Raw genomic sequence first — 25,833 nt, forward strand, 5'->3', positions numbered from 1 at the left:
TAAAACGGTCTACTTGAGCTTCCGGTAATGGATATGTTCCTTCTTGCTCAATTGGATTCTGGGTAGCTAGAACTAAAAACGGCTTGTCTAGTTTAAAAGTAGTGTCACCAATGGTTACTTGCTTTTCCTGCATGGCTTCTAATAAAGCCGATTGCACTTTTGCTGGAGCTCGGTTGATCTCATCGGCCAAAACGAAATTGGCAAAAATAGGTCCTTTTTTTATTGAGAACTCATTCTGTTTAATATTATAAATCATCGTTCCCACAACATCGGCAGGCAATAAATCGGGCGTAAATTGAATTCTACTAAACGAACCTTGAACGGCTTGTGCTAGTGTATTAATAGCTAAAGTTTTTGCTAAACCCGGAACTCCTTCCAATAAAATGTGTCCTTGGCCTAAAAGTCCAATTAGTAAACGTTCAATCATGTGCTTTTGACCTACGATTACTTTATTCATTTCCATCGTCAGTAAGTCAATAAACGCACTCTCTCTTTCAATTTTTTCATTAATCGCTCTTATGTCTAAAGAAGCAGTATTATCCTCCATAATTAGTATTTTAAGTCTTCGAATATAGTGTGTTAATTTTAACAGTGCAAATTGAAAATTTTATTCCTTTCAAGATGTTAACATAGCGTTAAAACTTCCTTACAATCATGGGTTTTAAGAGTGATTTGTGATTTAGTTTTTATAATTTTAAGACCTGAATGATGTTGGTAGTAAAATGCAACTTTTTTTGATTTTTACCCAATAATTTAAATAGAAAGCTATAATTATGAAAACTAAATTATCTCCTGTGATTGCAGGAACAATGAATTGGGGTGTTTCCGATAAAAAATTAAGCTCTAATGAAATGGCGAACTTAATTCATGTTTGCCTGAACAATACAATAACCACTTTTGACCATGCTGATATTTATGGAGGTTATACCACCGAAGCTCAATTTGGAGCAGGTTTTAAAGAAAGTAAGGTTGCCCGAGATGTCGTTCAATTTGTTTCAAAATGTGGTATTCAACATGTATGTAATGCTAGAAACAACCGAATCAAACATTATGACTATTCGAAAGATTATATCATTTGGTCTGTAGAAAAATCGCTTAAAAATTTACTAACCGATTATTTAGATGTTTTTTTATTACACCGGCCAAGTCCGTTAATGGTTGCAGATGAAATTGCTGAGGCTGTTGAACAACTAAAAAAAGACGGTAAGATTTTAGCATTCGGACTCTCTAATTTTACGCCGTCACAAACTGATCTAATTCAACAAAAAACGAAGGTTTCTTATAATCAAATTCAGTTTTCTGCCACCCATTTCGAACCCATGTTGGATGGTAGTTTAGACCACATGCAAGTGCATGAAATTCGTCCGATGGCATGGAATCCTTTAGGCTCGGTTTTTAGAGAAGATACCGGTCAAACCCGCCGATTGAAGAAAGTTTTGGCCGGATTGGTTGATAAATACCATGTAGGTTCGGATGTGATTTTATTGGCTTGGATTATGCAACATCCATCTAAAGTAATTCCTGTTGCAGGGACTGTAAACGTGGCCCGAATTCAACAATTAACCAAAGCCTCTCAATTAATTTTAGACAAGGAAGACTGGTTTGAAATCTGGACAGAGAGTATGGGGAATAAGGTTCCATAGGTTGCGGGTTGGAAAGTTGCGGGTTGCGGGTTTCAGGTCGTGAGTTGGAAGATTGGAAATTGATACTTTTAAGGACTGAAATTGATTTTATTAACCACTATAACTTTAAAAATGGCAACAATTAATACATTTGAAGAGTTAGATATTTGGCAGTTGAGTAGAGAAATTTGTCAAGATGTTTGGAATGCTTTTGAAAACTCTTCTTTGGGAAAAGACTTTGAATTAAAGAACCAAATGAATCGTTCATCCGGTTCTATTATGGATAATATTGCAGAGGGTTTTGAAAGAAACGGGAGAAGAGAGTTTATTAATTTTTTGAGTTATTCCAAAGGCTCTTGGGGCGAATTAAGGTCACAATTATATAGAGCTTTTGACAGAAAACATATAACTAAAGAAGAATTCGAATTTTTAAAAGAAAAAACCATTACAGAAAGCAAAAAAATAGGTTCTTTTATGGCTTATTTAGTAAAATCTGATAACAAAGTGAGTAAGTTTGATAAATAGTTAAAAGGGATTCTGGTTGCGAGTCAACCCGTAACTCGCAACCCGTAACTCGCAACTTTCTAACCCTTTAACTTTAAAAATGATCAACAAACGTCTCCTTATCAAAAACCTGCTTGCTCACAACGATGAGAGCAGTTTCTATGATAAGAAGCGACAATTAAATTTGCATTCAAAAGAGGGAAAAGCAAAATTTTTAAAACATATTTGTGCGTTATCCAATTCAAATCCTACCAACAATTCCTATATTGTTGTAGGTGTGGAAGATCAAGACAATGAAATTGTGGGTGATGACTTTTTTGACGATAGCAGGATTCAAAATCTGGTAAATGCCTTTTTAGATAATCCTCCTAAGATTCAATATGAAAATGTGCCTTTCCCAAATTTACCAAAAGACAAAGTGGTTGGATTGGTTACTATTAAACCTAATTCAAAAGTTTCTGCGTTTAAAAAAGGAATTTATACTATTCCTGCTCGAACAGTTTTTGTACGAAGAGGCAGTAATTCAATTCCCACCGAAGATAAAATTCCGTTTTCTAAATTAAATACAGAGACTGTTATAGGAATTGAAAATAGTTCGCGGAACAGCATTGCTTATACTTTGGAAGGGGTTTTAGATTTTATGAATAATCGCCATAAAGACATGACTCCAAAATATAAAGTCTTTAAAGAATTATTTGTGGTTTGTTGGGCAGGTCATAAAAAGAAAGTTCGTGATAAAACATTTTTATCAAGGGTTGACATTGAATTAATTAACGAACAAGTGAAACTCTTTTATTCGGCTTTAGATGATGTTACTATTGAATTTGACGATAAAACTTTTGCTATTACAGAGTATGTCCCGCTAGGATTGAACGATCGAACGAGTTATTATCCTTTGGAACGGCAAACGCTGACCTTTTTTGACAACGGCTACTACAAAATTGAAACAGAGTTTTTGTTTGAACCACCTCAGTACAACAAAAAAATGATGTTTCATATATACAATTCCAACTTATCTTTGCTTCACAAATTGCAAAAAAACATTTCTTTGTCCGACCGCGAATTAAAGGATGTAATCAACCTCCCATCTACTTTGATGATTTGTTATTTGAATGGATTTGAACAAGCAAAACAGAAATTAATAGACGCCAAACCTTTTTTAAAAGCAATTGAAAATTCATTGGTTTATGTGAATTTTAAAGAAGCTTTACGAATTTTACGAAAAATGAAATATGACAAACAACCAACCTAGAACTTTTGTAATTGGAGACATCCACGGCGGATTGAGAGCTCTTCATCAAGTGTTGGAACGAGCAGAAATAACAAAAAACGACACTTTAATTTTTTTGGGCGATTATGTTGATGGTTGGAGCGATTCGGCCAATGTTTTGGACTTTTTAATTGAGTTTGGAACACAGCAAAACTGCATTTTTATTCGCGGGAATCACGATGAGTTGCTATTGAATTATTTAAAAACAAATTCCTACCATCAGGAATGGTTCATGCATGGTGGACAATCAACGATTGATTGCTACAAATTGGTAACTGATTCGGTTCGTAAAAAACATATAGATTTTTTAGAATGCCTGAAAGATTGTTATTTAGACGACCAAAACAGGCTTTTTATACATGCAGGATTTACCAACGTAAACGGAATTGATTTTGAATATTTTCCAAAGTTGTTTTATTGGGACCGCACCTTATGGGAAACCGCTTTATCTTTAAATCCAACCTTGCCAAAAGATCATTTGTTTTATCCCAAAAGATTTAAATTATACAACGAAATTTATATTGGTCATACCCCAACAACAAAAATCAAAGAAACCATTCCTGTAAATAAAGCGTGCGTTTGGAATATAGACACCGGTGCTGCCTTTGTTGGACCGTTAACTATACTAGATATTGAAACGAAAAATTATTGGCAAAGCGAACCTTTACCACAATTATATCCCAATGAAAAAGGAAGAAATTAATTTTCTATATTTGTAACTTAAAATTTATATCATGAAAAAATTAATCCTAGGTCTTTTTATTTGTTTATTTACACAGGCAGCTATTGCTCAAATTGGTAAGTACCCACAGAATGAAGTGAAGTTTAATTTACTTAATGTAATGCTTATTACTTCTGTAGAAATTGGATACGAGCGATTTTTAGACTCCAATCAATCAATAGAAGGAGAATTTTTAATTAATGATCGATTAAATTATAACAAAGAAAATGATTCTAAAAAGTTCAATACCAATAGTGTAAAACTAGGATATGTATATTATTTTGGAGAAGAATCAGCCGGTTCGGGAATTTATGCGAATCCGTTTATGAAATATCGTTTTGGTGATTACGAAGAGAATTCAGTAACTACCGACATGAATGCTTTTATTGTAGGTTTTGGAGTGGGTTACAAATGGAATAATAAAGATCGATTCATCATGGCACCTTATGGCAATATCGGTCGTAATTTTAACGGAGATGTAGCAGATAAATTCTCCGCTTTCGAGTATAATTTCGGTTTCAGTGTAGGATATCGCTTCTAAAATATCAAATCATTTATAAAAAAGTCGGAAGTATAAACTTTCGACTTTTTTATGTTCCAACATCAAGGATAATTCGCGTCAGAACCTATTATCTTTGCCTCAAATTTTTAATGTAATGACTGTAGTTGAAAAAATATTAAGAGATCGTAGCGTATCCAAATGTGAAATAAGTGGTTTAGAAGATAATTTAGTAGTTTATACCATTGCTCCAAGAACAGAAGAAAGTCGGGAAAACAGCATCTTAATTTCCCAAAAACACAAAGATCAAATTGAAAACCCCGATACAACGAATCCAAACGATTGGCGGGGTTTGAGCGATAGCATGTGGAATGAAAATGTACCGGTTCAAATTGTTTCTTGGCGAATGTTGGCTCGATTGAAAAATAATGATTTGCTGGAAATGATGTACTTGGATGAAGAGTCTTTAGCATGGGCTCAAGCAACCGGTGAAGGCGATGACGAAGAGGGTAAAATTATTCACAAAGATTCCAATGGAAATATTTTACAAGACGGTGATTCAGTGGTTTTGATAAAAGATTTGGACGTAAAAGGAGCCAATTTTACCGCAAAACGTGGAGCTGCCGTTCACAACATCAAACTGGTTTGGGACGATGCTAATTTAATTGAAGGTCGTGTTGAAAATCAAAGTATTTATATCTTGACGAAATATGTAAAGAAGACGAAATAATGTGGCAATTAGACAATGTGTAAATGTGGCAATGTGGCAATTAGTCAATGTGTCAATTACGAAATCTGCTAATTATAAAAACCCTGCTAAACTTGATAGATTGGCAGGGTTTTATTGTTTAGAACAGAACTAACAGCCTTAATTGGGTTGCAAAGCAACATTTAAAAGCTGCGGAATTACATGACATTCATCTGCTGTAACTTGAATAGGAGATGAAATAAATGTTTGGTACCCTTCTTTAGAAACAGTTACTATGTAAGTTCCTTGACGTTCCCAAGCTCCAATAAAAACTGCCGAATCATCGCCGTCAAGTACTTCCAAAGTTTCAGTGTACATTCCATCTTGAGCAGTAACGGTTACTCCGGTTGATAAAATTACATTGGTTACAGCATCTTTTACTGTAATGTTCAAACCTGCTTTTGCTTCTTGTGTACAAATGACTTGATCGTCATCATCGCAAGTCATAGCGAGTAAAAATGGCATACAAGCCACTATTAAAAAAATCTTTTTCATACTTTTATTTTTTGGTTTCCAAATAGATGTAGAAATTTCAAAAAAGTTGCGTTTGGAGATATCAATTAAAAAATCCTGCAAAGTTTTCATTTACAGGATTTTGTTGTTTTTATTTTTTAAAAAATTACAAATCAAATTTAATTCCCTGAGCCAAAGGCAAACTGGTTGTATAATTAATCGTATTTGTTTGTCTTCGCATGTATACTTTCCATGCATCAGATCCTGATTCGCGACCACCGCCTGTTTCTTTTTCACCTCCAAACGCACCTCCAATTTCTGCACCGGATGTTCCGATGTTTACATTGGCAATTCCACAATCGGAACCGGCAACGGATAAAAAAGCCTCAGCTTCACGTAAATTATTAGTCATAATTGCTGAAGATAAACCTTGAGCTACGCCATTTTGAATAGCAATCGCTTCATGAACATCACCTGAGTATTTCAATAAATATAAAACCGGTGCAAACGTTTCATGCTGCACAATTTCAAAAGAATTATCAGCTTCTGCAATAGCAGGTTTTACATAACAACCACTTTCATAGCCTTGACCGCTTAAAACGCCGCCTTCAACCAGTAGTTTTCCGCCTTCTTCTTTTACTTTTTCTAATGCTTTTTTGTATAATTCAACTGCGTGAACATCAATTAGCGGTCCTACGTGATTGTTTTGATCCAACGGATTTCCGATACGCAATTGATTGTAAGCAGAAACCAACGCTTCTTTTACCTTATCATAAATGCTCTCGTGAATAATTAGTCGTCGGGTCGAAGTACAACGCTGTCCAGCAGTTCCAACAGCTCCAAAAGCAGCTCCAATAACAGTCATTTTAATATCTGCATCAGGAGTGACAATAATGGCATTGTTTCCACCTAATTCTAATAATGAATTTCCTAAACGTGCGGCACAAGCTTGTGCAACAATTTTCCCCATACGAGTAGAACCGGTTGCAGAAACTAAAGGAATTCGGCGGTCGTGTGTCATTAATTCACCCACTTTATAATCGCCGTTGATTAAGCACGAGATTCCTTCGGGAAGATTGTTTTCTTTCATTACTTCGGCAATAATATTTTGACACGCAATGCCACAAAGTGGTGTTTTTTCGGAAGGTTTCCAAACACAAACGTCTCCGCAAATCCAAGCCAAAGCTGTATTCCATGCCCAAACCGCCACCGGGAAATTAAATGCAGAAATAATGCCGACTACACCCAGTGGATGGTATTGTTCGTACATGCGGTGTCCCGGACGTTCCGAGTGCATGGTTAATCCATGTAATTGACGCGATAAACCTACTGCAAAATCACAGATATCAATCATTTCCTGCACTTCACCATAGCCTTCTTGCAAAGATTTACCCATTTCGTAGGAAACGAGTTTTCCGAGAGGTTCTTTGTACTTTCTTAATTTATCACCAAACTGTCGCACCATTTCACCTCTTTTTGGTGCAGGCATCATTCGAAATGTTTTAAAAGCTTCCGTTGCAGTTTGCATGACCTTTTCATAATCGGCAGCTGAGGTAGTTTTTACTTTTCCAATTAATTGCCCATCTACGGGTGAATAACTTTCAAGCATTTCACCGGTTGAAAAATGATTATTTCCTGTAGATGTTCCTTCATTTATTGTTTTTACTCCTAAGATTTCTAGAGCATCTGTGATACCAAATTGTTGTACGATTGTTGACATTATAACTTTTTTAGCGTGTTTTGTGATATTTTTTTGCGAAGATACCGAATTTTTTTCTTTGTGAAAACTGATTTTATTCTTAAACAATGAACTGCAGCCCCGATGTGAGTGTAAAGCTTTTTTGATGAAAATTATTAGTTTTGTTGCCGAACAAAAGCGACCAAAGAAGCTCTTTGGTTGGCTTACAAAACTTAATTTTTATCAAAAAACTTGCAACGGACAGCGGGAATTGTCTGCCAAAAAAGTGCCTATTATTTAGCTACAAAACGCGGATCCGTTTCCATTACAGTGCCACAATTTTTGCAAGTACGTAATTCAACTGAGTTGTAAAAGTGTTTGAAGTGTCCTAAAAAATCTTTTTCAATGTCTTTTAGTTCAAAATAGACTTCGTATAGTTTATGATTACAACTGTCGCAAAACCAAAGTAAACCATCCGGAATTTCTCGTCCTAGTCTTTTTCGTTCTACAACTAATCCAATGGAGTTTTCAGAGCGATTGGGTGAATGAGGCACTTTTGCCGGAAGCAAGAACATATCGCCCGCCGAAAGTTTCATTGCTTTTTTCTCACCATTATCCTGCACATACACAGTTATTTCGCCTTCTAACTGGTAAAATAGTTCTTCTGTTTCGTTGTAATGGTAGTCTTTTCGGGCATTGGGTCCAGCTACAATCATGACGATGTAATCTCCGGAATCGACATATACATTTTTATTTCCAACAGGAGGTTTTAATAAATGACGATTTTTTTCAATCCATTGAATGAGGTTGAATGGTTTTTGAATAGCCATAAGTAACTAATTTAAGGAATGTAAATTTACGAAATAAAAAAAGCCGAAATCAATCGGCCTTCAATTTATTTGTGCTCTTTTACCAAATAGAGATAAACGGCAAAGTGATCGCTATAGCCTGGCTCACTTGGCGAGTTTCTCAAAGGATAACCTTTGTATTGGCCATCCGGTTGAATGAGATAGGGTCTGTTAAAAACGCCTGCTTTCCAAAATCTAAAAGAAGAATAATCAGTTCTAAGAAAAGGTTCGGTAAGCATCATTTGATCGAAAAGATCCCATGCATCGCGATAAGCTAAACTTCCAATTCCTTTATTAGACATATCTTCCATCGGATTAAAAACTCCTCCTGGTTTTAATTGTTCTTTTTTGGCAACAGCACCTATTTGCTTTTTAACACTTTTATTATACGGGCCATCATTCAAATCGCCCATGGTAATTACTTTAGCATCGGGATTTATTTTCTGAAGTGAGTCGATAATTTTTCTGTTTAGAGCTCCTGCTGCTTCACGATACGGACTACTTCGTTTTTCACCGCCTGAACGAGAAGGCCAGTGATTCACAATAAAATGCATTTCCTCGCCATCTAAATAACCGCTTACTAATAATTGATCTCTGGTGTATACTCGTTTACCGCTTCCATCAATATTCAGAACAATCAGTGGAATACTAGACGAGCTTGTAGGTTTAAAATGATTTTTCTGATAAATCAAACCCACATCAATACCTCTTCCATCCGGTGAATCGTAGTGAATGATACCATAATCTTTGGCAGCAAGTTTAGGTTGTTTTATTAAGTCTTCCAATACTACTCTGTTTTCAATTTCACAAACACCAAGAATCACCGGTGCATTTGTTTGCTGTTCGTTGGTACCTATTTCAGAAATTACACGTTCAAGATTATTTAGTTTTCGTTTGTATTTGTCTTCTGTCCAGCCATTTGCAGGTGTATATTCCTCATCATTTATTACGGGGTCATCTTTGGTATCAAAAAGATTTTCAACATTATAAAAAGCGATTGTATGGACTTTAAATTTTTTCTCTTGCCCAAATAAACTATCAACTGAAAAAAGAGTAATAATGACAAGTAAAAGGTGATTAATTTTCATAAAATGAGTGTGAAATAATTGTTACTAACTGAACTAATTGTGCAACAAAAGTAATTAATATTGTGAAATAATGTAGATTTGCAATCTGTTAAGAAACGATTAACAATATTTTAAACGTATTAATATTACTTTTCATATGAAAAAACTTGTTTTCAGTATTTTGTTTGTACTACAAGCATTCGTTGTATCTGCACAAAGTACCTCCCGAGTGACCGGGAAAGTTATTGAATCTGATACGCAAGCACCTATTAAGGGTGTAGTTGTGTCTGTTCAAAACACACCGAGGTTAAAAATAACTACTGAAGATGGAACCTTTATTATCGATGATGTGCCGGTAGGCGAACAAATACTATTGGTGAGAAGTGCAGGATATCTGCAACAATTATTGCCAATTGTAGTAAAAGAAGGAGAAACGTTAGATTTGGGATTAATTTTATTTGAAGAAGACATCACTTCAGAGCAGCAGTTAAGTTTAATCACCATTACCGAAGCCGACTTGGGAGATGATAATAGTGGTTCTGATAATACTTCAGGTCTTTTGCAAGCCACAAGAGATGTGTTTCAGCAAGCCAGTGCATTTAATTGGGGTCAAGCTCGATTTAGAATTAGAGGTCTCGACAACGATTATGCAACGACAATGATTAATGGAGTTGTAATGAATAAAATTTATGATAACAGACCTCAATGGGGTAATTGGGGCGGGCTAAACGATGCAACAAGAAACCAAGAATTTACCATGGGTTCTGCTCCTTCTGATTATACTTTTGGCGGTATTTTAGGTACGCAACAGATTTATACGCGAGCGTCCATTTTTAGACCAGGGTCTAGAATATCTTTTTCAGGAACAAACACAAATTATAGTTGGAGGATGATGGGAACGTATGCATCCGGAATGAGCAAAGATGGTTGGGCTTATGTAATTTCTGCTTCAAGACGTTTGGCACAAGAAGGTTATTTTGAAGGTACAGATTATTCTGCAAATTCTGTTTTTGCCAGTGTAGAAAAAAGATTTAACGCCACTCATAGTCTAAATTTTACTTCTATTTATGCTCAGAATAGTAGAGGAAGAAATTCACCTAATACAGACGAGGTCAATAGCATTGCCGGAGAAAAGTACAATTCTTATTGGGGTTATCAAGATGGTAAAAAGAGAAACTCTAGAGACAGGGACTTGGAGGAACCTATTGTAATGTTAAGTCATTATTGGAATATTAATCCTAAAATTCGATTAAACACCAACGTGTCCTATCAATTTGGTTCCATTGGAAATTCAAGATTAGATTTTCAAGATGTTAACAACCCAGATCCAACGTACTACAGAAACTTGCCAAGTTATTTTACATCATTATATAATAATAACCAAGAGGATGTTTTACAGCAAGATCCGTCCGTATATGAACCAGGTGGAGTAGGTGGAATTTTTACTCCAGATTTACTTGGGGCGACTAATGCAAACTTTTTTATCCAACGCCAAATAAACTGGGATGCAATGTATTTAGCAAATACAACGCCAATTTTGGATGAAAATAATCAAGAAATTGGCCGTGAAAAAGCTAGGAGTAAATATGTTTTGTATCAGGATAGAACAGACGATAAAACATTAACTTTCAACTCAATTTTAAACGCGCAATTAAGCGATAACATTGTGCTAAACGGAGGAGTATCGTACACTAAATTAAAATCAAATAATTATCAATTATTAGAAGACTTATTAGGCGGTTTGTTTTTTGATGACATTGATAATTTTCAGGTTGGCGATGCATCACAATCAGATTTAAATAATCCCGACAGGAAAGTTATTGAAGGAGATAAATATGGGTACAATTATAATTTATTTGCAGATGTTTTAAGAGCTTTCACTCAGTTTAAGTTTTCCTTTACCAAAATTGATTTTTACATTGCACAAGAATTTTCTCGTTCGGAGTATCAGAGAGAAGGACTATACAAAAACGGTATTTATCCAACAAATTCATTTGGAGATAGTGATAGAATCTCTTTTGACAACTTTGGTTTTAAAGGAGGGCTAACTTACAAATTAACTGGAAGACATTTCATTAATTTTAATGGAGTGTACATGACCAAAGCACCAACCCTAAGAAGTACTTTCCCAAATGCTCGCTTAAGCAACTTTGTTTTTGATGAACTAGACAGTGAAACTATTTCAAGTGCTGATTTGAGTTATGTGATTAGAACTCCAAAATTAAAAACGAGAATCACCGGTTTTTATTCTAAAATTCAAAATGTTACAGAGACGTCTTTCTTTTTTGCAGAAGGTGCATTTGAAGATGCAGATGGTGATGGAGGTGATGCTTTTGTCGCAGAGTTGGTTACTGGAATGGATAAACTTCAAATAGGTGGTGAGCTTGGTATAGAATATCAAATTACTTCTACTATTAAAGCAACAGGAGCAATTGCTTATGGACAATATACTTATGAAAATAATCCTAATGTTTATTTAAATGTGGATGCGAACGCAGTAAATAATTTACCCCCTTTGATAAATCTTGGTGAGTCAAAATTAAAAAACTATAAAATTCCCGGTTCGCCACAACAAGCATATTCTGTTGGTCTTGAATATAGAGATCCGAAATTTTGGTGGATTGGGGCAAATATCAATTACTTAGCAGACAATTACCTAGATGTTTCTGCTTTACTTAGAACAGATAATTTTTATAGAAATCCGGAAGATATTAGCGGTTTTGCATTCCCTGAAGCAACTGAAGAAAGAGCAAGAGAATTACTTAAACAAGAAAAATTTGATAGCTTTACTTTGGTGAATCTTGTTGGAGGCAAATCATGGAGAATAAGTAATAAAAACAGAAATACTCTTGGATTTTTTGCTTCAATAAATAATATTTTTGATATTACTTATAAAACAGGAGGTTTTGAACAAGCTAGAAATGCAAACTATAGAGAATTAAATCAGGATGTATCAAGTGGTACACCTTCATTCGCTCCAAAATATTTTTATGGTTTTGGAAGAACCTATTTTATTAACATTTATCTCAATTTATAATCAAAATACTATGAAAACTAATTTTTTTAAATCTATTTTATTTATTGCTCTTGCAGCGGGTTCTTTTACCAGCTGTGTGAATGATGATGATTATACGGTCCCAAACTTAAATTGTGTGGATACAACCCTGCAAAAAACGAAGGAAGTTTCAGAAATTCCTGCTTCTGCAACGGTCTCACAATATTTAGGTGATGACATAATCGAGGCATATGTTACGTCTAGTGATGAAGGAGGCAACTTCTTTAAATCAATTTCTATGCAAACATTAGATGGCTCAAAAGCTTTTAGCGTTCCCGTTGATGTTACTTCTAGTTTTATCAATTTTGAACCAGGTAGAAAAGTACTCATAAAAATTAAAGATTTATATACCGACGTTAGCAATGGCGGAATGAGAATAGGAGGAATTTTTGTAAATTCTTCCAATATTCCGTCTGTGGGAAGACTTTCAGAAACGTTGTATAAAAACGTTTTAAATCGTTCCTGTACAGTTATTCCGGAAAGTAGTTTGTTAAAAACTGTAACTATTGCACAAGCAAAAAATGATGCCGTTATCAATACTTTAATAGAAATTGATGCCGTTCAGTTTTCTGATGCTGCCATTACTTCCACCTATTATAACCCAAATAATGATTTAGGTGGAGCCACAAATCATTTTTTAGTGGATTCGGAGGGAAACACTTTGATATTTAGAACAAGTAGTTTTGCCAATTTTGCAGGGAAACCAGTTGCTACTGGAAGAGGAAAAGTAAGAGGAGTGATGACCAAGTTTGGGACAGATTATCAATTTGTAGCTCGAAGTGAAAGTGACATTCAATTAACTGGAGAGCGACTATCTCCATTGTTTTCTCAAAACTTTGAAGGAATTTCATCAACAGGAAATAATCAGTTTATTGCTTTGCCCGGTTGGTCAAATGTTTCTATAAATGGCGGTGCTGAAAAATGGGAAGCTAGAATTTTTGGAGGTAACAAATATGCCCAAATGTCAGCTTTTGGCACGAGCGAAAATAATGTTGATACTCGATTAATTACTTCTGGCGTAAATCTTGATAACTCAACGAACGAGTTTTTGCGTTTTGGATATAAAACTGGTTTTGCAAACGGAATTGCACTTACTGTATGGTATTCAACAAATTATGATGGGTCAGGAACTGCTGCCGCTATCAACGCAGCTACTTGGACTCAATTTAATGTACCACTAAATGTGCAAGACACTTCTTATGCTACGAATTTTTATAGCTCTGGAAATATTGATTTATCGGGTATTACGGGAACTGTATATGTAGCTTTTAGGTATGTTGGATCTTCATCTGGAATCACAACAACTTATCAAGTTGATAATATTGAAATTTATGGCGAATAATAATAAACATTGTATGAAAAGAGTTTCTCTGCTGTTCCTGCCAATTTTCTTTTTTTCACTTTCGTGTGAAGAAGATGAAGAGTTAAATTTTATTCAAGAAAATTATATTCTTGGTAAATGGTTTGTAACTGAAATTGGTACTGTCAACTCAAATAACACAATCGTTTATGAGGATTATATCAATGATTCTGAGTGTGAAGAAGATAATCTGGTTTTAAATCAAGAGGGTACATACGAAGAAAACAACTTTGAATTTATTAGTTCAAATTGTCAAAATGATCAAATCACCGGTACATATATTTTAGACAATAACAAAATTGTTCAAACATATACTGATAGTGGTGGACAGTTGAAACAAAAAGTACTCACAATAGTAGCTCTGACATACGAAGAGATTAATCTTAGTTATACAGATAATGAGATAAATAAAATTGTTTTTCTTAAACTAAGAAAGTAGCAGTTCTGTTTGCCATTATACATAAAAAAGTGAGAATTACATCTCACTTTTTTTGTGTGAGAGAATTTTAATCCAACTTCTCAGTTAATTTTTTAAATACTTTCTTCGCATCTTTGCCCTCGTATAGTATTTCATAAACGGCGTCGATAATTGGCGTTTTAGCACCATAATCTTGATTTAATTTGTAAGCACTTTTTACGGCATAGTAACCTTCGGCAACCATGCTCATTTCCATCATAGCAGATTTAACCGTGTATCCTTTTCCTATCATATTTCCAAACATACGGTTTCGAGAAAATACCGAATAGCCGGTCACTAATAAATCGCCCAAATAAGCCGAATTATTGATGTTTCGTTTCATTTTATGCACTTTACGAATGAATTTCTTCATTTCTCGAATGGCATTACTCATGATAACTGATTGAAAGTTATCTCCATAACCCAACCCATGCGCAATTCCGGCAGCAATGGCATAAATATTTTTAAGCATCGCAGCATATTCAGTGCCAATAATATCGTCAGAAATTTTTGTTTTGATATAATTACTTGCTAAATTTTTTGCAACAACTTTAGCTTTTTGGGCATCCGCACAAGCAATAGTCAAATAAGATAAACGTTCCAATGCTACTTCTTCTGCATGGCACGGCCCGGTAATTACTCCGATATTATCATAAGAGATGTCATATTTATTGTGAAAATGTTCACCTACAATCAGAAACGTTTCCGGTACAATACCTTTTATTGCAGAAAAAATGACTTTGTCTTTCAATGATTCTGTTAATTTCTGTAGTTCTGTATTAAGGAATGCGGACGGAATAGCAAATATCAAATAATCCGCATACTTTACTGCTTCGTTGATGTCATTGGTTAACTTTAATTTTGAATTATCAAACTCAACCGAACTCAAATAGTTCGGATTGTGCTTTTCTGCACGAATGTGATCAATAGCAGATTGATTTCGCATGAACCAACAAATTTCAGATTGGTTCACACATAACATTTTTGCAATGGCTGTTGCCCAGCTTCCACCGCCAATCACGGCAAATTTTGGTGATTCGTTCATTCGTTTACTTTGTTAGGAAAGGTAAATTTACTCTAATTTTTTAAAAACATATCCCAATTGTTCAATCAATTTTGTTGAATCAATAGTTTTACCTCGTGAAATTTGAGTAGTGTTAAATGTTGGAGGGTCTAACTTCAATTTCATTGCTATTTCTGTATAATACTTTTTTCTGCTCGGATGAAAGGGTGCAGCAGCATTGAATGTCTCACTCCAAATTTCTTTTTCAATAACTTTTTCAATAATTTGAATGCAGTCGTCTCGATGTATCAAATTGATTGGCCCATCCGGATTTTCAAGATTCTCTCTTCCGGCTAAAAAATAAACAGGATGGCGGTCTTCGCCAACCAAGCCGCCAAAACGTAAAATAGTGGTTTGAAAGGAAGTGTTTTTATTCAAAAGTTTTTCAACTGCCAATAGTTGCTTACCACTTTCTGATTCCGGAAGCGGAACGGTTTTTTCCGTCACTACAGAATCGTCATCCGCATAAACTGAAGTTGAACTGATAAAAAGTACTTTTTTAACGGTTGATTTTTCTATGTAAGGAATGAATGCTTCAATTTTGGCTGTAAAACTTTCACTCAAATTAACTCTAAGTTTGGGAGGAATATCAATAATCAAAACTTCAGAATCTTTAAGAAATTCATCAATTTCACTTTCTGAAGTAGATCCTAAAGAAATCAAAAAAGGTTGGATCTCTGATTTTCTAAGAATTTCAATTTTTGAAGGTGTTGTTGTGGAACCTTTGATTATAAAACCTTTTTCAATCAAAGATTTTGCCAAAGGAAATCCCAGCCAACCACACCCTAAAATACTAATTTGTTTCAAGGATGTCAATTTTGCTGGAAATAGAATCCCTGTTAATGGAATCTTTTTCATTTATATCCATTTCTTTTGCGAGCGTTTTTTCTTTTTTTATTTTCTGCTTCACTATAATTGCGTCATTCAGAACAAAAGGCATCGGAATAAATGCATCCGGACGTTTAGAAATAGAAAACTGAGGATTTTCCAACAAATCAAAAGAAGAAGTCATTACATCCATATCTAAAACAGCATCTTTTTTTATCTGAAAACTCAATGTGAGAGGTTTATTATTAATAGGATAGTAGTTTAACAATAGTGTTTTTTTCCGCTTATAAAAACTCCCTTGTTGATTTATGTTATTTACACCATTGGCTTTCAGATTATGAAATTTCAAATTTTCATGAGCAAAAATATCCATTCGGTTGATGTTTCTATTAGCCTTTATTTCGAGCGTTATTGATCTATACTCTCCAACAATTGTATCTCTGATAAAGCTAAAACTTGCTTTTGGAATACTTTTATTAGGAGCTTTTGTAGCATAACTAAAACCTGAATTATATTTACTTGCCACTGAATATTTATTGAGTTCTGTTGCAGGACCGGGATTTTCACCAAGATATTTTTGTGTCCATGGATCTAAAACCTGATCATAGGTAGCCCAATAATTTTGATTGGTTTCTGCATCAGCAATGTAAACTAAACTGTTTGGTTTTCCCTTTCCTTTTTCAAAATCGCTTTCCCAATGGGCTTTGATTAAAAAGCCGCAGGCAACTAAGAAAAATAGCCATCCCCAACCGGATTTTTTAGAAAATTGTCCAAAAACAGGAAGAAGTAAAAAAAATATAAATACCACAAAAAGAGCACTAGCAGCGAGCATTTTTAATCCGAGACCGATGGGTAATAATTGAATAAAAGGAACTAAAATTATCAATGTAGGAATACTCAGAAAAATGCTAACAATAGGATTTAATTTTCCAGTAATCACATAAATGGCCAAAATAATAATACCAAAGTAGGCCGGTATTATAAAAAAGGAAGCCCCTTCCAAATAAATATATAAGAACACGTTTAAGACTAACCAAAAGAACAGTGGAGCAACAAATAAACTTGGAGTTTTCTTGTGTTTTACAAATTTTGAAGCCATCCAAAAACAAATTGCCAATGTCACGCAAATAAAAGCATAAATATAACTATGACCGTTATAAGTAAATTTGTGAAGCATGTCTTGATATTGTGGATACATGGATAGAATTGCTTTCCAAACAAAAAACACCAAAAAACCGGAAATAAATAACGACCCTAAATACAGAACAACGCCTTTTATAACATCCTTAAAATTCAGTACACGTTTTCCAAAACCTAAAAAGAGTACGCCAAAAAACAAAACGAAAGCAGTAATCAGCAGGTATAAATTCCAACTAAAGGGATAATGAATAAAACCAAAGGGAATACTAAAATAAACATGGTCAGCATCGGTTTTTAATTGGTTCAAATCTGCATTTGCAAAATAAGTCAGCAAAGGCATCAAATACGTGGCCTGATGTTCCAAGCATTCCGGCGTAAAATTTTCATAATTATCCTGAACGGTATGGTAATCAAAATGGTCATCGATATACGCAAAATTAAATCCGGGGATATTCGCTTTTTCGCGAAAAGCAGTTAAATCGGTATCGTTGGGAAGCATTTTATAAATGCTGTACATGAGTGAATTGGATACAGGATAGCTCGTTCCGGCAGCGGCAAAACCTTTGATAAGATTTGCATTACCACTGTTTGTTTCTAGCAACATCATTGAAGGACCTTTGGTGCCACGAGCTTCAAAGTTCAACACAAGTCCTACATTTTTTGCCCACGGATGTTCTGAAGCAAAAGCATACGCCCCATTTAAACCGAGTTCTTCGGCATCAGAAAACACTATGATTATATCATTTTTGTTTGGAGAATTATTGTGAAGAAAGGTTCGAATACCTTCTAAAATAACAGCTAATCCATTCGCATCATCACTGGCTCCATACGATTTTGAATGTGGAGCACTATCGTAATGTGTTAATAATAGCAAGGCTTTTGAAGAATCGGAACCTTTAATGCGGGTAATAATATTTTGTGTTTCAACTAAGTTATTCCATTTACTTAAAATAGCACTTTTTTGAACTTCGGTTTCTAGTCCCAATTTTTTTAGTTCAGTATCCAGATAATTAACAACATTCTGATGATACGAACTGCCCACATAATGTGGTTCTTTCGAAATTATTTTTATATGCTTTAATCCTCTAGCCGCAGAAAATTCAGAAAGAGGAGTGTCTTCCTTTGAGTAATCACTGGGCATCATTCGATAAAAAATAAAAGCAATGATGCCAATTAGCAGAATTGCGGATAGCAAAGAAGCATAATTTTTTCTCATGATTGGTTAATTCAATTTGTTAATGGTCTTTTTTTACTAACATATAATACTCATTTTCCAAAATCATGTACCCTTGGTCATATAAAAAATGATAGGTATTACCCGTTTTTGTATGCAAAATAGAAGTGAAATAGTCAAAATCAAAACCCTTACTTAGTAACTTTGATTTGGTGGCTTTACTCTTTCCCTCCACATTTAGTTCGCACAAAATACGGTAATTTTTGCGTAACTTGTTGTTGATGTTACGCATTAAATTGGTGCTGTCCTTGTTTATTTTGTTATTGTAAGCATTCCTACAACCGTCGCTGCAAAACTTTTTATCTTCGCGGCCAATAATTTTTTCACCGCATTCTAAGCAATTCTTCATAAGTAGTAAAACTTTTAAAATCAAGTAAATATAGGAATTATTTTCCATTTGCAAACGGTTACAAACAGTTACAACCGAAAGTAATTGTTTTACAACCGAATAAATTTTACAAACCGCCACAACTTTGTACCGTTGATTCAAAACAACTATCAACAAAATCATTTATAAACCATTTAAATTTTTAAACGCCATGAAAGCATTAAAAAACAAAGTTCAGTTAATCGGTCATGTAGGCAAAGACCCAATCATCAAAGATTTTGAAGGAGGAAAAAAATTAGCCAATTTATCACTTGCAACCAAAGATGTGTATGTGAGTAAAAAAGGAGATCAAGTAGAACAAACCCAGTGGCACAATATTGTAGCTTGGGGAAAAACGGCAGAAATCATCGAACGATTTGTTGAAAAAGGAAAACAAATTGGTATCACCGGAAAACTTACTTCCAGAACTTATGATGATAAAGAAGGAAACAAACGCTACGTTACAGAAGTAGTTGTGAGTGAATTGCTTTTGATGAAATAATTTATCAATAACAATACAAAAGTCAAAGTCAAATACAAAATTCAATAAAAAAACAATTTCAATTATTAATAGAATCTGAAAAGACTTCAGATTAAATCTTTAAATTTTATACGCCATGAACACAATGAAAAACAGAGTACAGTTAATCGGTCATGTAGGAAATGACCCGGAAGTAAAAACCTTTGAAGGTGGAAAAGTAGCCAATTTAAATATTGCTACGAATGATTCATACACCAACAAAAAAGGAGAGAAAGTAGAACAAACGGAATGGCATCGTATTGTTGCCTGGGGTTCTACAGCAGAAATTATCGAAAAATTCGTGACCAAAGGAAAAGAGATTGCCATTGAAGGTAAGTTATCCACCCGAAGCTACGACGATAAAGATGGAAACAAACGCTACATTACAGAAGTGGTTGTTAGTGATGTGATGTTATTAGGAAAATCAAATTAAACCATTAAACACAAGAAATCATGAATATTAAACATTTCAGAGTTCGTGTGAGTGGGGAACATTTACAGAACGATCAAAACGCCATCAATCAATTTTTGAATGAAGTAGTCGTTAAAAAAACAGCCACCAATTTTATTGCAGGAATGATTGATTATTGGTCCGTATTAGTCTTTTTCGAACCTAAAATTAGCGAATCGAAAGAATCCAAAGAAGAGGAAAAAGTGACTGTTTCCAGTTTTGAAGAATTAAGTTCGGCAGAGCGAAATACCTTAAATTCCTTGAAAAATTGGAGAAGCGAAAAATCAAACAAATTAGGTTTGCCACAATACATGATTTGTCACAATTCGGAACTTATGACCATTGCAAAAGTTAAACCGGAATCAGTTGATGAGTTAAAGAAAATCAAAGGTTTTGGTGAACAAAAAATCTCTCGTTATGGTACAGATATTATTTCTTTATTGAGAGCGAGTTAATTAGTTTGATCCATTTTTGATTAGTTTAAAAAACCATCTGCTGCGTCGGATGGTTTTTTTTGTATATTTAAAGTCCTAATTTTAAATTAATTAACCATGGCAATAAAAAGTTATCAAGGAGAATTAGTTGGTAAAGCAGCTCCAAAAGCAGAAGAAATCCGAGTGGAACATTACATGAACAAGGCTGTTGTAAGTTTTAAAACAACTCAAGATATTATAGAAATCATGGATGCTTTAGTGAAAAATGGAATTTCCGGAGGACCCATTGTTTCAGAATCTAATGAAGTGATTGGTTTTATTTCCGAGGGTGATTGTATTAAGCAAATGACAGAAAGTAAATATTATAATTTACCGTTAGAAGAAATGAGTATTGAGCATTACATGACTACAAGTGTCATTTGTGTGGGTCCTGAAGACAGTTTATTAGATATCGCAAACAAGTTTTTAGCGACCAAAAAAAGAAATTTTCCGGTGGTTCACGACGGAAAACTAATAGGTTTAATTAGTCAGAAAAATGTTTTAAAAGCGGTGCTTGATTGGAAAGGCACGCATTATCCGCGTCATTAATAGAACAATTCTTTAGCTACTCTATACGTGTTTGCATGAGCATCAACAATCGTTTTGATGTTCGGTGAATAACCACCACCCATACTTACTTGAACGGGAATTTCGTATTTTTTACATAAATCAAATACAATTTCATCTCTTTTTTTACAACCTTGTATTGTGCAGGAAAGTTTTCCTAGTTTGTCTGATTCTAAAATATCAACACCAGCCAAATAAAATATAAAATCCGGTTTTTGTGAATCAATTATATGAGGAAGATTATTCAAAAGTAGTTTTAAAAACGAATCATCAGTAGTTCCATCAGGTAAATCGATATCTAAATCAGAACATTCTTTTTTAAACGGATAATTTGATTTGCCATGCATTGAAAAGGTAAAAACTGAGGTGTTATTTCGAAAAATCTGTGCGGTTCCGTTTCCTTGATGTACATCTAAATCAACAATAACTATTTTCTTGGCTAACTTTTGATTGAGCAGAAACATTGCACCGATTGCTTGATCGTTCAATAAACAAAAAGCTTCGCCATGATTACTATATGCATGATGTGTTCCGCCGGCAATGTTAAAGGCAATTCCTTTCTCAAAAGCTTTTTCACAACCTATAATTGTGCCGTTGGCAATTCGCAATTCGCGTTCAACAAGCTCTTTTGACAACGGAAACCCAATTTTTCGTGCGGCTTTTGGTTCCAATGTTAATTGAATCAAATCATTTACATATTCGGAAGTGTGAACGGACAAAACATGTTTCAAATCCGGAAGATCCGGTTCAAAAAAATCAGATGAAGCAGCGGTTCCTTCATATACCAACTGTTGTGGCAGCAATTCATATTTTTGCATCGGAAACCGATGACCATCAGGTAAAGGATGTTTATAAATAGAATGAAAAGCAATGGGAATCATTGATAGCGATCAAAAGTTATAGGCCATAACCATCTTCAAATTTTCGCAATATAATTTGCTTCGCTTTTGAGTCGTAATAGGTTAGAATAAAATAGTCTTTATATTTTATAGTGTTTTGAAGCGTTATCGTACTGTTTTCTTGTAAAAATCCGGACATAAAGTCAATGGCTAAGGGACTAAACGGAATATTTTTAGATTTAAATTCGGTGTCAAATCGACACTCAAAATACACATTTTGTAAAACCTCATCAAATCCGGCATCCGGCATAGGTACATCACCTCCTAACATAAGCCCACCAATAGTAATCAATGCCCCTAAAGCCACGCCGTCATAAGAAACAACGTTGTTGGTTCCGCCGACAGTGAGAAGTAAATCCCCTTGCATTTCGTAGACGGATATTCCCGTCGATTTATTGTTTAATCGCTTTAAAAACTTTTGCGTGTTTTTTATCTCTTGTGGTTGATAATCAGCATTTTGATAATATAATGGAGAATTTTTAAAACTAATTTGTTCACTTTCCAATACACTGTAACTAATCACGGGTTCAATTCCCTGATAATCGTGCTTAGCAAGTACTAATTGCGTTTCATTTGCTTTAAATTGGTACAGTTTTTCCTGAACATAAAAAGAATTGGAATTTCCTGCACCGGAAGCTAATGTAGGTTGTGAAAAAAGTTTTTCAGTAATTGCAAACGTATTCCAATCGATTTCAAAGGCTTGTGTTTGTAAAGAAAAAGGGTCCAACGTTATAAGTAATTTATCTTTTAAAGGATAAATTTTTATTTTATTAACGGCTAAAAATAATGGGGTAAAAAAATCATTGTCAATAATTTCAATTGGATTTGTTGCGAGGTATTCTGCAATCGTCGCTGGAGCAGAACCGGGTAAATTTAATTTAAAAGCACTAAAATCTAAAATTTTTTCATCGTAGCGGTTACCTCTGAGAATATATAATTTTAGTTGCTTATCTTTCTTTTGATAACTCAAAAAATACAGTTGATTGTTTTGTTCAAACGATGCTAGGATGTTTTCATCAGTAAATGGAATGTCAAAAAAAATAGTGGCTATTTTACGTTGAACAAAATCATAAGTAACTGCCATCACTTTTCTGTTGTCCTCAGTTGCCCAATAGAAAACAATATTTCTTTTATGATTAAAACTGTTCCCAATAACTCTTGGATAATTTTTATCCGTTTTTGTTTGTAAGCTATCATCAAAAAAAAGAGCAGAATTGTATTTTAACAGCGTTGTATTGTCTTTATCTGCCGCTAAAACATAAAGTTCATCCGTTGAAACATCAACTTTTGAAATCAGTTGATGATATATGGTTGATCTTTTGAATTCTAAGTCAGTCGAAACAATTTTAGTTTGGCTAAATAAACCAAACATGCAAAACAACAACACTAAGGTTAAACTCTTTTTCATGATTTTTAAGCTACTGTTAATCAAAGATACTTTAAATTGCTCGCTCCATTAAAATTGGAAGAACTTCTCCTATGTTATTTAACGTTTTGAAATTACGATGTTCAATCGTATAATCAATTCGCTCATAGGCCCAAGTAGTTTGATAAGGGATGTGAATCGCGTGACCCTCCAATTTCAAAACAGGTAATACATCAGATTTTAAAGAATTTCCAATCATCACAAAATTATCCGGTTGAATATCCAATCGGCCCAGCATTTTTTGATAATCTATTTCCGTTTTATCCGACATCACTTCAATGTGGTGAAAGTAATTACCAATGCCCGAATCATGTAATTTTCGGTGTTGGTCTTTTAAATCACCTTTGGTGGCAACAATTAATTTATGTGTCCCGTTTAATTGTTGTAAAACATTTGCTACTTCCGGTAATAATTCAACTGGTTTTTGCAACAAATCTTTTCCAATGGCCATAATCTGTTCAATCCCTTTTCCTGTAATCTGATGATTGGTTAGTTGCAAAGCTGATTCAATCATCGAAAGTGTAAAAGCCTTGATGCCAAAACCATATAAGGGTAAATTCTTGACTTGATGATTTAAAATCAGACCCAGTATTTCCTGACTGGAAGCAAAATCTTGAAACAAACGACAAAAGCGTTCCTGAGCTTCATCAAAATAAGGCTCGTTGTGCCACAAGGTGTCGTCTGCATCAAAAGCGATTACTTTTTTGGTCATTTTTATCTTTTAATTATGCGATTTATTTTTTTATTACCTTACTAAAGGTTTTTTTGTCGTTTAAACCAATCTGTAAAAAATATACTCCACTCTCTAATTCTGATAAATCAATTTTTGTTTTAATATTTTCCAAGGACTTTACAATTCTACCTGAAATATCATAAATTAAAATAAAGGGTATCTGATCAACATCTGTCGGTAAAAAAAGAAAGTCATTTGTTGGGTTTGGGTAAAGATTAATCCCATTATTTGAATTAAAATTGGTTGTAGATAAGTTCTGTAAATAAGATAATGCATTGAAAGCATTTACTCTACCTGCTCCATAATATTGATCCCACCCCAGAATGTCTTCACTGGGGTTGCCAACTTGATCTTGAGCAGTATTTCTTAATATTGTTCTAACTTCTGTAACAGTTAAGTTGGGATCAATTGACAACATCAAGCTAACTATTCCTGCAACTAATGGAGTTGCCTGAGAAGTTCCTCCCCAATATGATCCATAATTAGTATTTGATGTATGAGATAATCCATAGATGAAATTTCCTGGTGCAACAACATCAATGTGACTACCATAATTGCTTCCACTTGTTGCACTCCAAAAGAAAGGCACACTTCTGTAATCATTTGGATTTGTGGAACCTACTGCGATTGCATTTGGAAAAGCTGCCGGATAATAACTAACATTGTTGTTGAAATTCATCATACAAGCTATAACAGGGATATTTTGATTATAAGCAAAATTTATAGCGTTTTCATAAGCAACAGAGTAACCACTTCCTCCTATCGATATACTAATTACATCTACGCCTACACTCACTGCATAGTAAATTGATGAAATGATGTTTGAAGTTAACCCAGAATTACTTTGATTGAGTACTTTTAAAGGTAAAAGTTTGCAATTCCAATCTACTCCAGCATATCCAATGCTATTATTGGAATTTGCAACTGCAATTCCGGTTACGTTGGTTCCGTGACCGTGATCATCTGTGGGGTTGTTGTCATTGTTTACGAAGTCCCAGCCTGAAAAATCATCAATATATCCGTTGAGGTCATCATCTACTCCATTTAATTGTTCTAATGTGTTGAACCAAAATCTACCATTAAATTCAGGATGATCCATTTTAATTCCAGAGTCAATTACGGCCATTACAATAGTTGAACTCCCTGTTGTAATGTCCCAAGCTTCAATCATATCCACATCAGCATCTGAAACAGAAGGGCTTAATAAAAATGTCCCATCGTTATGCAGGCCCCATTGTCTAAAAAAAAATTGATCATTAGGTATAGTTGATAGCGGAGTAAAGCTTTGTAATATATCCACATTTTCATTTTGTTTTATGCTGGAACCCTGTGAAATGTAATCGGGTTCTACATAGTCAAATAGGTTAGTTTCTTCAAGTTTTTTTATTATCGTCTCTATGTTAACATCAGATTCAAAAACAACAACTAATGGATTTCCATTTAAGATTTTAGAACTTGATATATTTAATTTTTTTACTTCCAACACTGCGTTTTCATCAAACAAAAAATTCAATTCGTCAAAATCATTTAAATTAGTAACAGTTTTTTGATTGTCCTTTCTTAAACCTAAAATAATGCTAGTTTTAGAAAATAACATTTCCTGGGCATTCATACCAACTGTTAGAAATACTATAATTGCAATTAAATTTTTTTTCATACTTGTGTTTTTAAAAAATTAAAAAAGTTACATTTAACTTATCATCGCCCCATTATCAACCCCATCACCATCCGGATTCACAAATACCAATTTCCCTTCCGCATTATTGGTCATCAAAATCATTCCTTGACTATCAACGCCACGCAAGGCTCTTGGTGCTAAATTGGCTAAAATTGTTACGCGTTTTCCAACT

Annotated in this window: 27 protein-coding genes; 13 read left to right on the plus strand and 14 right to left on the minus strand. The window is 34.2% G+C overall.

Annotation, left to right across the window (positions count from 1 at the left end; genetic code table 11):
• The coding region (locus ACIQ2S_RS01740; RefSeq protein WP_396172358.1) for an AAA family ATPase at positions 1 to 547 on the minus strand (547 nt) is incomplete at its 3' end.
• A gap of 223 nt (positions 548 to 770) precedes the next feature.
• Here ACIQ2S_RS01740 and ACIQ2S_RS01745 point away from each other — a divergent pair.
• The 6 genes from ACIQ2S_RS01745 (at position 771) to ACIQ2S_RS01770 (ending at position 5,346) form a co-directional block, all read left to right on the plus strand.
• On the plus strand, positions 771 to 1,643 hold the full coding sequence (locus tag ACIQ2S_RS01745; protein WP_396172382.1) for an aldo/keto reductase family oxidoreductase: 873 nt from the start codon (positions 771 to 773) through the stop codon (positions 1,641 to 1,643).
• Between the two features lie 111 nt (positions 1,644 to 1,754).
• Positions 1,755 to 2,147, plus strand: a complete 393-nt coding sequence (locus ACIQ2S_RS01750) for a four helix bundle protein (protein WP_396172359.1) — start codon at positions 1,755 to 1,757, stop codon at positions 2,145 to 2,147.
• A 79-nt stretch (positions 2,148 to 2,226) separates the two neighbouring features.
• Positions 2,227 to 3,378: an ATP-binding protein gene (locus tag ACIQ2S_RS01755; protein ID WP_396172360.1), complete on the plus strand. Its 1,152-nt coding sequence runs from the start codon at positions 2,227 to 2,229 to the stop codon at positions 3,376 to 3,378.
• On the plus strand, positions 3,359 to 4,099 hold the full coding sequence (locus tag ACIQ2S_RS01760) for a metallophosphoesterase family protein (RefSeq protein WP_396172361.1): 741 nt from the start codon (positions 3,359 to 3,361) through the stop codon (positions 4,097 to 4,099). Before ACIQ2S_RS01755 ends, ACIQ2S_RS01760 begins: the two co-directional genes overlap by 20 nt.
• Positions 4,100 to 4,130: 31 nt before the next feature.
• Entirely contained in the window at positions 4,131 to 4,658 is a 528-nt protein-coding gene (locus tag ACIQ2S_RS01765; protein ID WP_396172362.1) for a DUF3575 domain-containing protein, read from the plus strand.
• 115 nt (positions 4,659 to 4,773) lie between these two features.
• Complete coding sequence (locus ACIQ2S_RS01770) at positions 4,774 to 5,346, plus strand: PhnA domain-containing protein (protein WP_396172363.1); 573 nt, start codon at positions 4,774 to 4,776, stop codon at positions 5,344 to 5,346.
• Between the two features lie 138 nt (positions 5,347 to 5,484).
• Here the strand turns inward: ACIQ2S_RS01770 and ACIQ2S_RS01775 are convergent, their stop codons facing one another.
• The 4 genes from ACIQ2S_RS01775 to ACIQ2S_RS01790 all read right to left on the minus strand — a co-directional run bounded on the left by ACIQ2S_RS01775 (position 5,485) and on the right by ACIQ2S_RS01790 (position 9,431).
• The gene (locus ACIQ2S_RS01775) at positions 5,485 to 5,859 is read right to left on the minus strand and encodes a carboxypeptidase-like regulatory domain-containing protein (RefSeq protein ID WP_396172364.1); all 375 of its coding nucleotides are present in this window, start codon (positions 5,857 to 5,859) and stop codon (positions 5,485 to 5,487) included.
• Positions 5,860 to 5,983: 124 nt separating this feature from the next.
• Positions 5,984 to 7,537 carry an aldehyde dehydrogenase family protein gene (locus ACIQ2S_RS01780; RefSeq protein WP_396172365.1) on the minus strand — a complete coding sequence of 518 codons (1,554 nt, stop codon included), beginning with the start codon at positions 7,535 to 7,537 and terminating at the stop codon, positions 5,984 to 5,986.
• A gap of 251 nt (positions 7,538 to 7,788) precedes the next feature.
• The gene (locus tag ACIQ2S_RS01785; RefSeq protein ID WP_396172366.1) at positions 7,789 to 8,325 is read right to left on the minus strand and encodes a 3-hydroxyanthranilate 3,4-dioxygenase; all 537 of its coding nucleotides are present in this window, start codon (positions 8,323 to 8,325) and stop codon (positions 7,789 to 7,791) included.
• A 65-nt stretch (positions 8,326 to 8,390) separates the two neighbouring features.
• Positions 8,391 to 9,431 carry an endonuclease/exonuclease/phosphatase family protein gene (locus ACIQ2S_RS01790; RefSeq protein ID WP_396172367.1) on the minus strand — a complete coding sequence of 347 codons (1,041 nt, stop codon included), beginning with the start codon at positions 9,429 to 9,431 and terminating at the stop codon, positions 8,391 to 8,393.
• A 136-nt stretch (positions 9,432 to 9,567) separates the two neighbouring features.
• Here ACIQ2S_RS01790 and ACIQ2S_RS01795 point away from each other — a divergent pair, with 136 nt between their 5' ends.
• Genes ACIQ2S_RS01795 through ACIQ2S_RS01805 form a run of 3 tightly spaced genes read left to right on the plus strand, consistent with a single transcriptional unit; the run spans position 9,568 to position 14,264 of the window.
• On the plus strand, positions 9,568 to 12,447 hold the full coding sequence (locus ACIQ2S_RS01795; RefSeq protein ID WP_396172368.1) for a carboxypeptidase-like regulatory domain-containing protein: 2,880 nt from the start codon (positions 9,568 to 9,570) through the stop codon (positions 12,445 to 12,447).
• A 10-nt stretch (positions 12,448 to 12,457) separates the two neighbouring features.
• Complete coding sequence (locus ACIQ2S_RS01800) at positions 12,458 to 13,807, plus strand: DUF5689 domain-containing protein (RefSeq protein WP_396172369.1); 1,350 nt, start codon at positions 12,458 to 12,460, stop codon at positions 13,805 to 13,807.
• A gap of 13 nt (positions 13,808 to 13,820) precedes the next feature.
• Positions 13,821 to 14,264, plus strand: coding sequence for a hypothetical protein (locus tag ACIQ2S_RS01805; RefSeq protein ID WP_396172370.1), 444 nt, complete (start codon positions 13,821 to 13,823; stop codon positions 14,262 to 14,264).
• A gap of 67 nt (positions 14,265 to 14,331) precedes the next feature.
• On the opposite strand, the gene ACIQ2S_RS01810 is transcribed toward ACIQ2S_RS01805, so the two are convergent.
• From ACIQ2S_RS01810 to ACIQ2S_RS01825, 4 genes are read right to left on the minus strand one after another with little or no spacing between them, the layout of a single operon-like run.
• Complete coding sequence (locus ACIQ2S_RS01810) at positions 14,332 to 15,327, minus strand: NAD(P)H-dependent glycerol-3-phosphate dehydrogenase (protein WP_396172371.1); 996 nt, start codon at positions 15,325 to 15,327, stop codon at positions 14,332 to 14,334.
• A 27-nt stretch (positions 15,328 to 15,354) separates the two neighbouring features.
• Entirely contained in the window at positions 15,355 to 16,152 is a 798-nt protein-coding gene (locus tag ACIQ2S_RS01815; RefSeq protein ID WP_396172372.1) for an SDR family oxidoreductase, read from the minus strand.
• Positions 16,139 to 18,529, minus strand: coding sequence for a M28 family peptidase (locus ACIQ2S_RS01820; protein WP_396172373.1), 2,391 nt, complete (start codon positions 18,527 to 18,529; stop codon positions 16,139 to 16,141). Before ACIQ2S_RS01820 ends, ACIQ2S_RS01815 begins: the two co-directional genes overlap by 14 nt.
• 19 nt (positions 18,530 to 18,548) lie before the next feature.
• Positions 18,549 to 18,896, minus strand: a complete 348-nt coding sequence (locus tag ACIQ2S_RS01825) for a hypothetical protein (RefSeq protein WP_396172383.1) — start codon at positions 18,894 to 18,896, stop codon at positions 18,549 to 18,551.
• Positions 18,897 to 19,086: 190 nt separating this feature from the next.
• Here ACIQ2S_RS01825 and ACIQ2S_RS01830 point away from each other — a divergent pair, with 190 nt between their 5' ends.
• The 4 genes from ACIQ2S_RS01830 (at position 19,087) to ACIQ2S_RS01845 (ending at position 20,907) form a co-directional block, all read left to right on the plus strand.
• Positions 19,087 to 19,416 carry a single-stranded DNA-binding protein gene (locus ACIQ2S_RS01830; protein WP_396172374.1) on the plus strand — a complete coding sequence of 110 codons (330 nt, stop codon included), beginning with the start codon at positions 19,087 to 19,089 and terminating at the stop codon, positions 19,414 to 19,416.
• Between the two features lie 124 nt (positions 19,417 to 19,540).
• The gene (locus ACIQ2S_RS01835; RefSeq protein ID WP_396172384.1) at positions 19,541 to 19,867 is read left to right on the plus strand and encodes a single-stranded DNA-binding protein; all 327 of its coding nucleotides are present in this window, start codon (positions 19,541 to 19,543) and stop codon (positions 19,865 to 19,867) included.
• A gap of 20 nt (positions 19,868 to 19,887) precedes the next feature.
• A complete protein-coding gene (locus ACIQ2S_RS01840; protein ID WP_396172375.1) occupies positions 19,888 to 20,340 on the plus strand; it encodes an HRDC domain-containing protein in 453 nt (150 codons plus the stop codon).
• A gap of 96 nt (positions 20,341 to 20,436) precedes the next feature.
• Positions 20,437 to 20,907 (plus strand): CBS domain-containing protein, encoded by a 471-nt coding sequence (locus ACIQ2S_RS01845; protein WP_396172376.1) that lies wholly within the window; start codon positions 20,437 to 20,439, stop codon positions 20,905 to 20,907.
• On the opposite strand, the gene ACIQ2S_RS01850 is transcribed toward ACIQ2S_RS01845, so the two are convergent.
• The 5 genes from ACIQ2S_RS01850 to ACIQ2S_RS01870 all read right to left on the minus strand — a co-directional run.
• The gene (locus ACIQ2S_RS01850; RefSeq protein ID WP_396172377.1) at positions 20,904 to 21,806 is read right to left on the minus strand and encodes a histone deacetylase; all 903 of its coding nucleotides are present in this window, start codon (positions 21,804 to 21,806) and stop codon (positions 20,904 to 20,906) included. The two genes, ACIQ2S_RS01845 and ACIQ2S_RS01850, sit on opposite strands and share 4 nt — an antisense overlap.
• Before the next feature lie 16 nt (positions 21,807 to 21,822).
• A complete protein-coding gene (locus ACIQ2S_RS01855) occupies positions 21,823 to 23,232 on the minus strand; it encodes a hypothetical protein (RefSeq protein WP_396172378.1) in 1,410 nt (469 codons plus the stop codon).
• A 31-nt stretch (positions 23,233 to 23,263) separates the two neighbouring features.
• Positions 23,264 to 23,962 carry an HAD family hydrolase gene (locus tag ACIQ2S_RS01860; protein ID WP_396172379.1) on the minus strand — a complete coding sequence of 233 codons (699 nt, stop codon included), beginning with the start codon at positions 23,960 to 23,962 and terminating at the stop codon, positions 23,264 to 23,266.
• Positions 23,963 to 23,984: 22 nt separating this feature from the next.
• Positions 23,985 to 25,640: a S8/S53 family peptidase gene (locus ACIQ2S_RS01865; RefSeq protein ID WP_396172381.1), complete on the minus strand. Its 1,656-nt coding sequence runs from the start codon at positions 25,638 to 25,640 to the stop codon at positions 23,985 to 23,987.
• 33 nt (positions 25,641 to 25,673) lie between these two features.
• Positions 25,674 to 25,833 (minus strand): hypothetical protein (locus tag ACIQ2S_RS01870; protein WP_396172385.1); only part of this gene is annotated, 160 nt, incomplete at its 5' end.

Source organism: Flavobacterium sp. (assembly GCF_044371705.1).
Lineage (GTDB): Bacteria > Bacteroidota > Bacteroidia > Flavobacteriales > Flavobacteriaceae > Flavobacterium.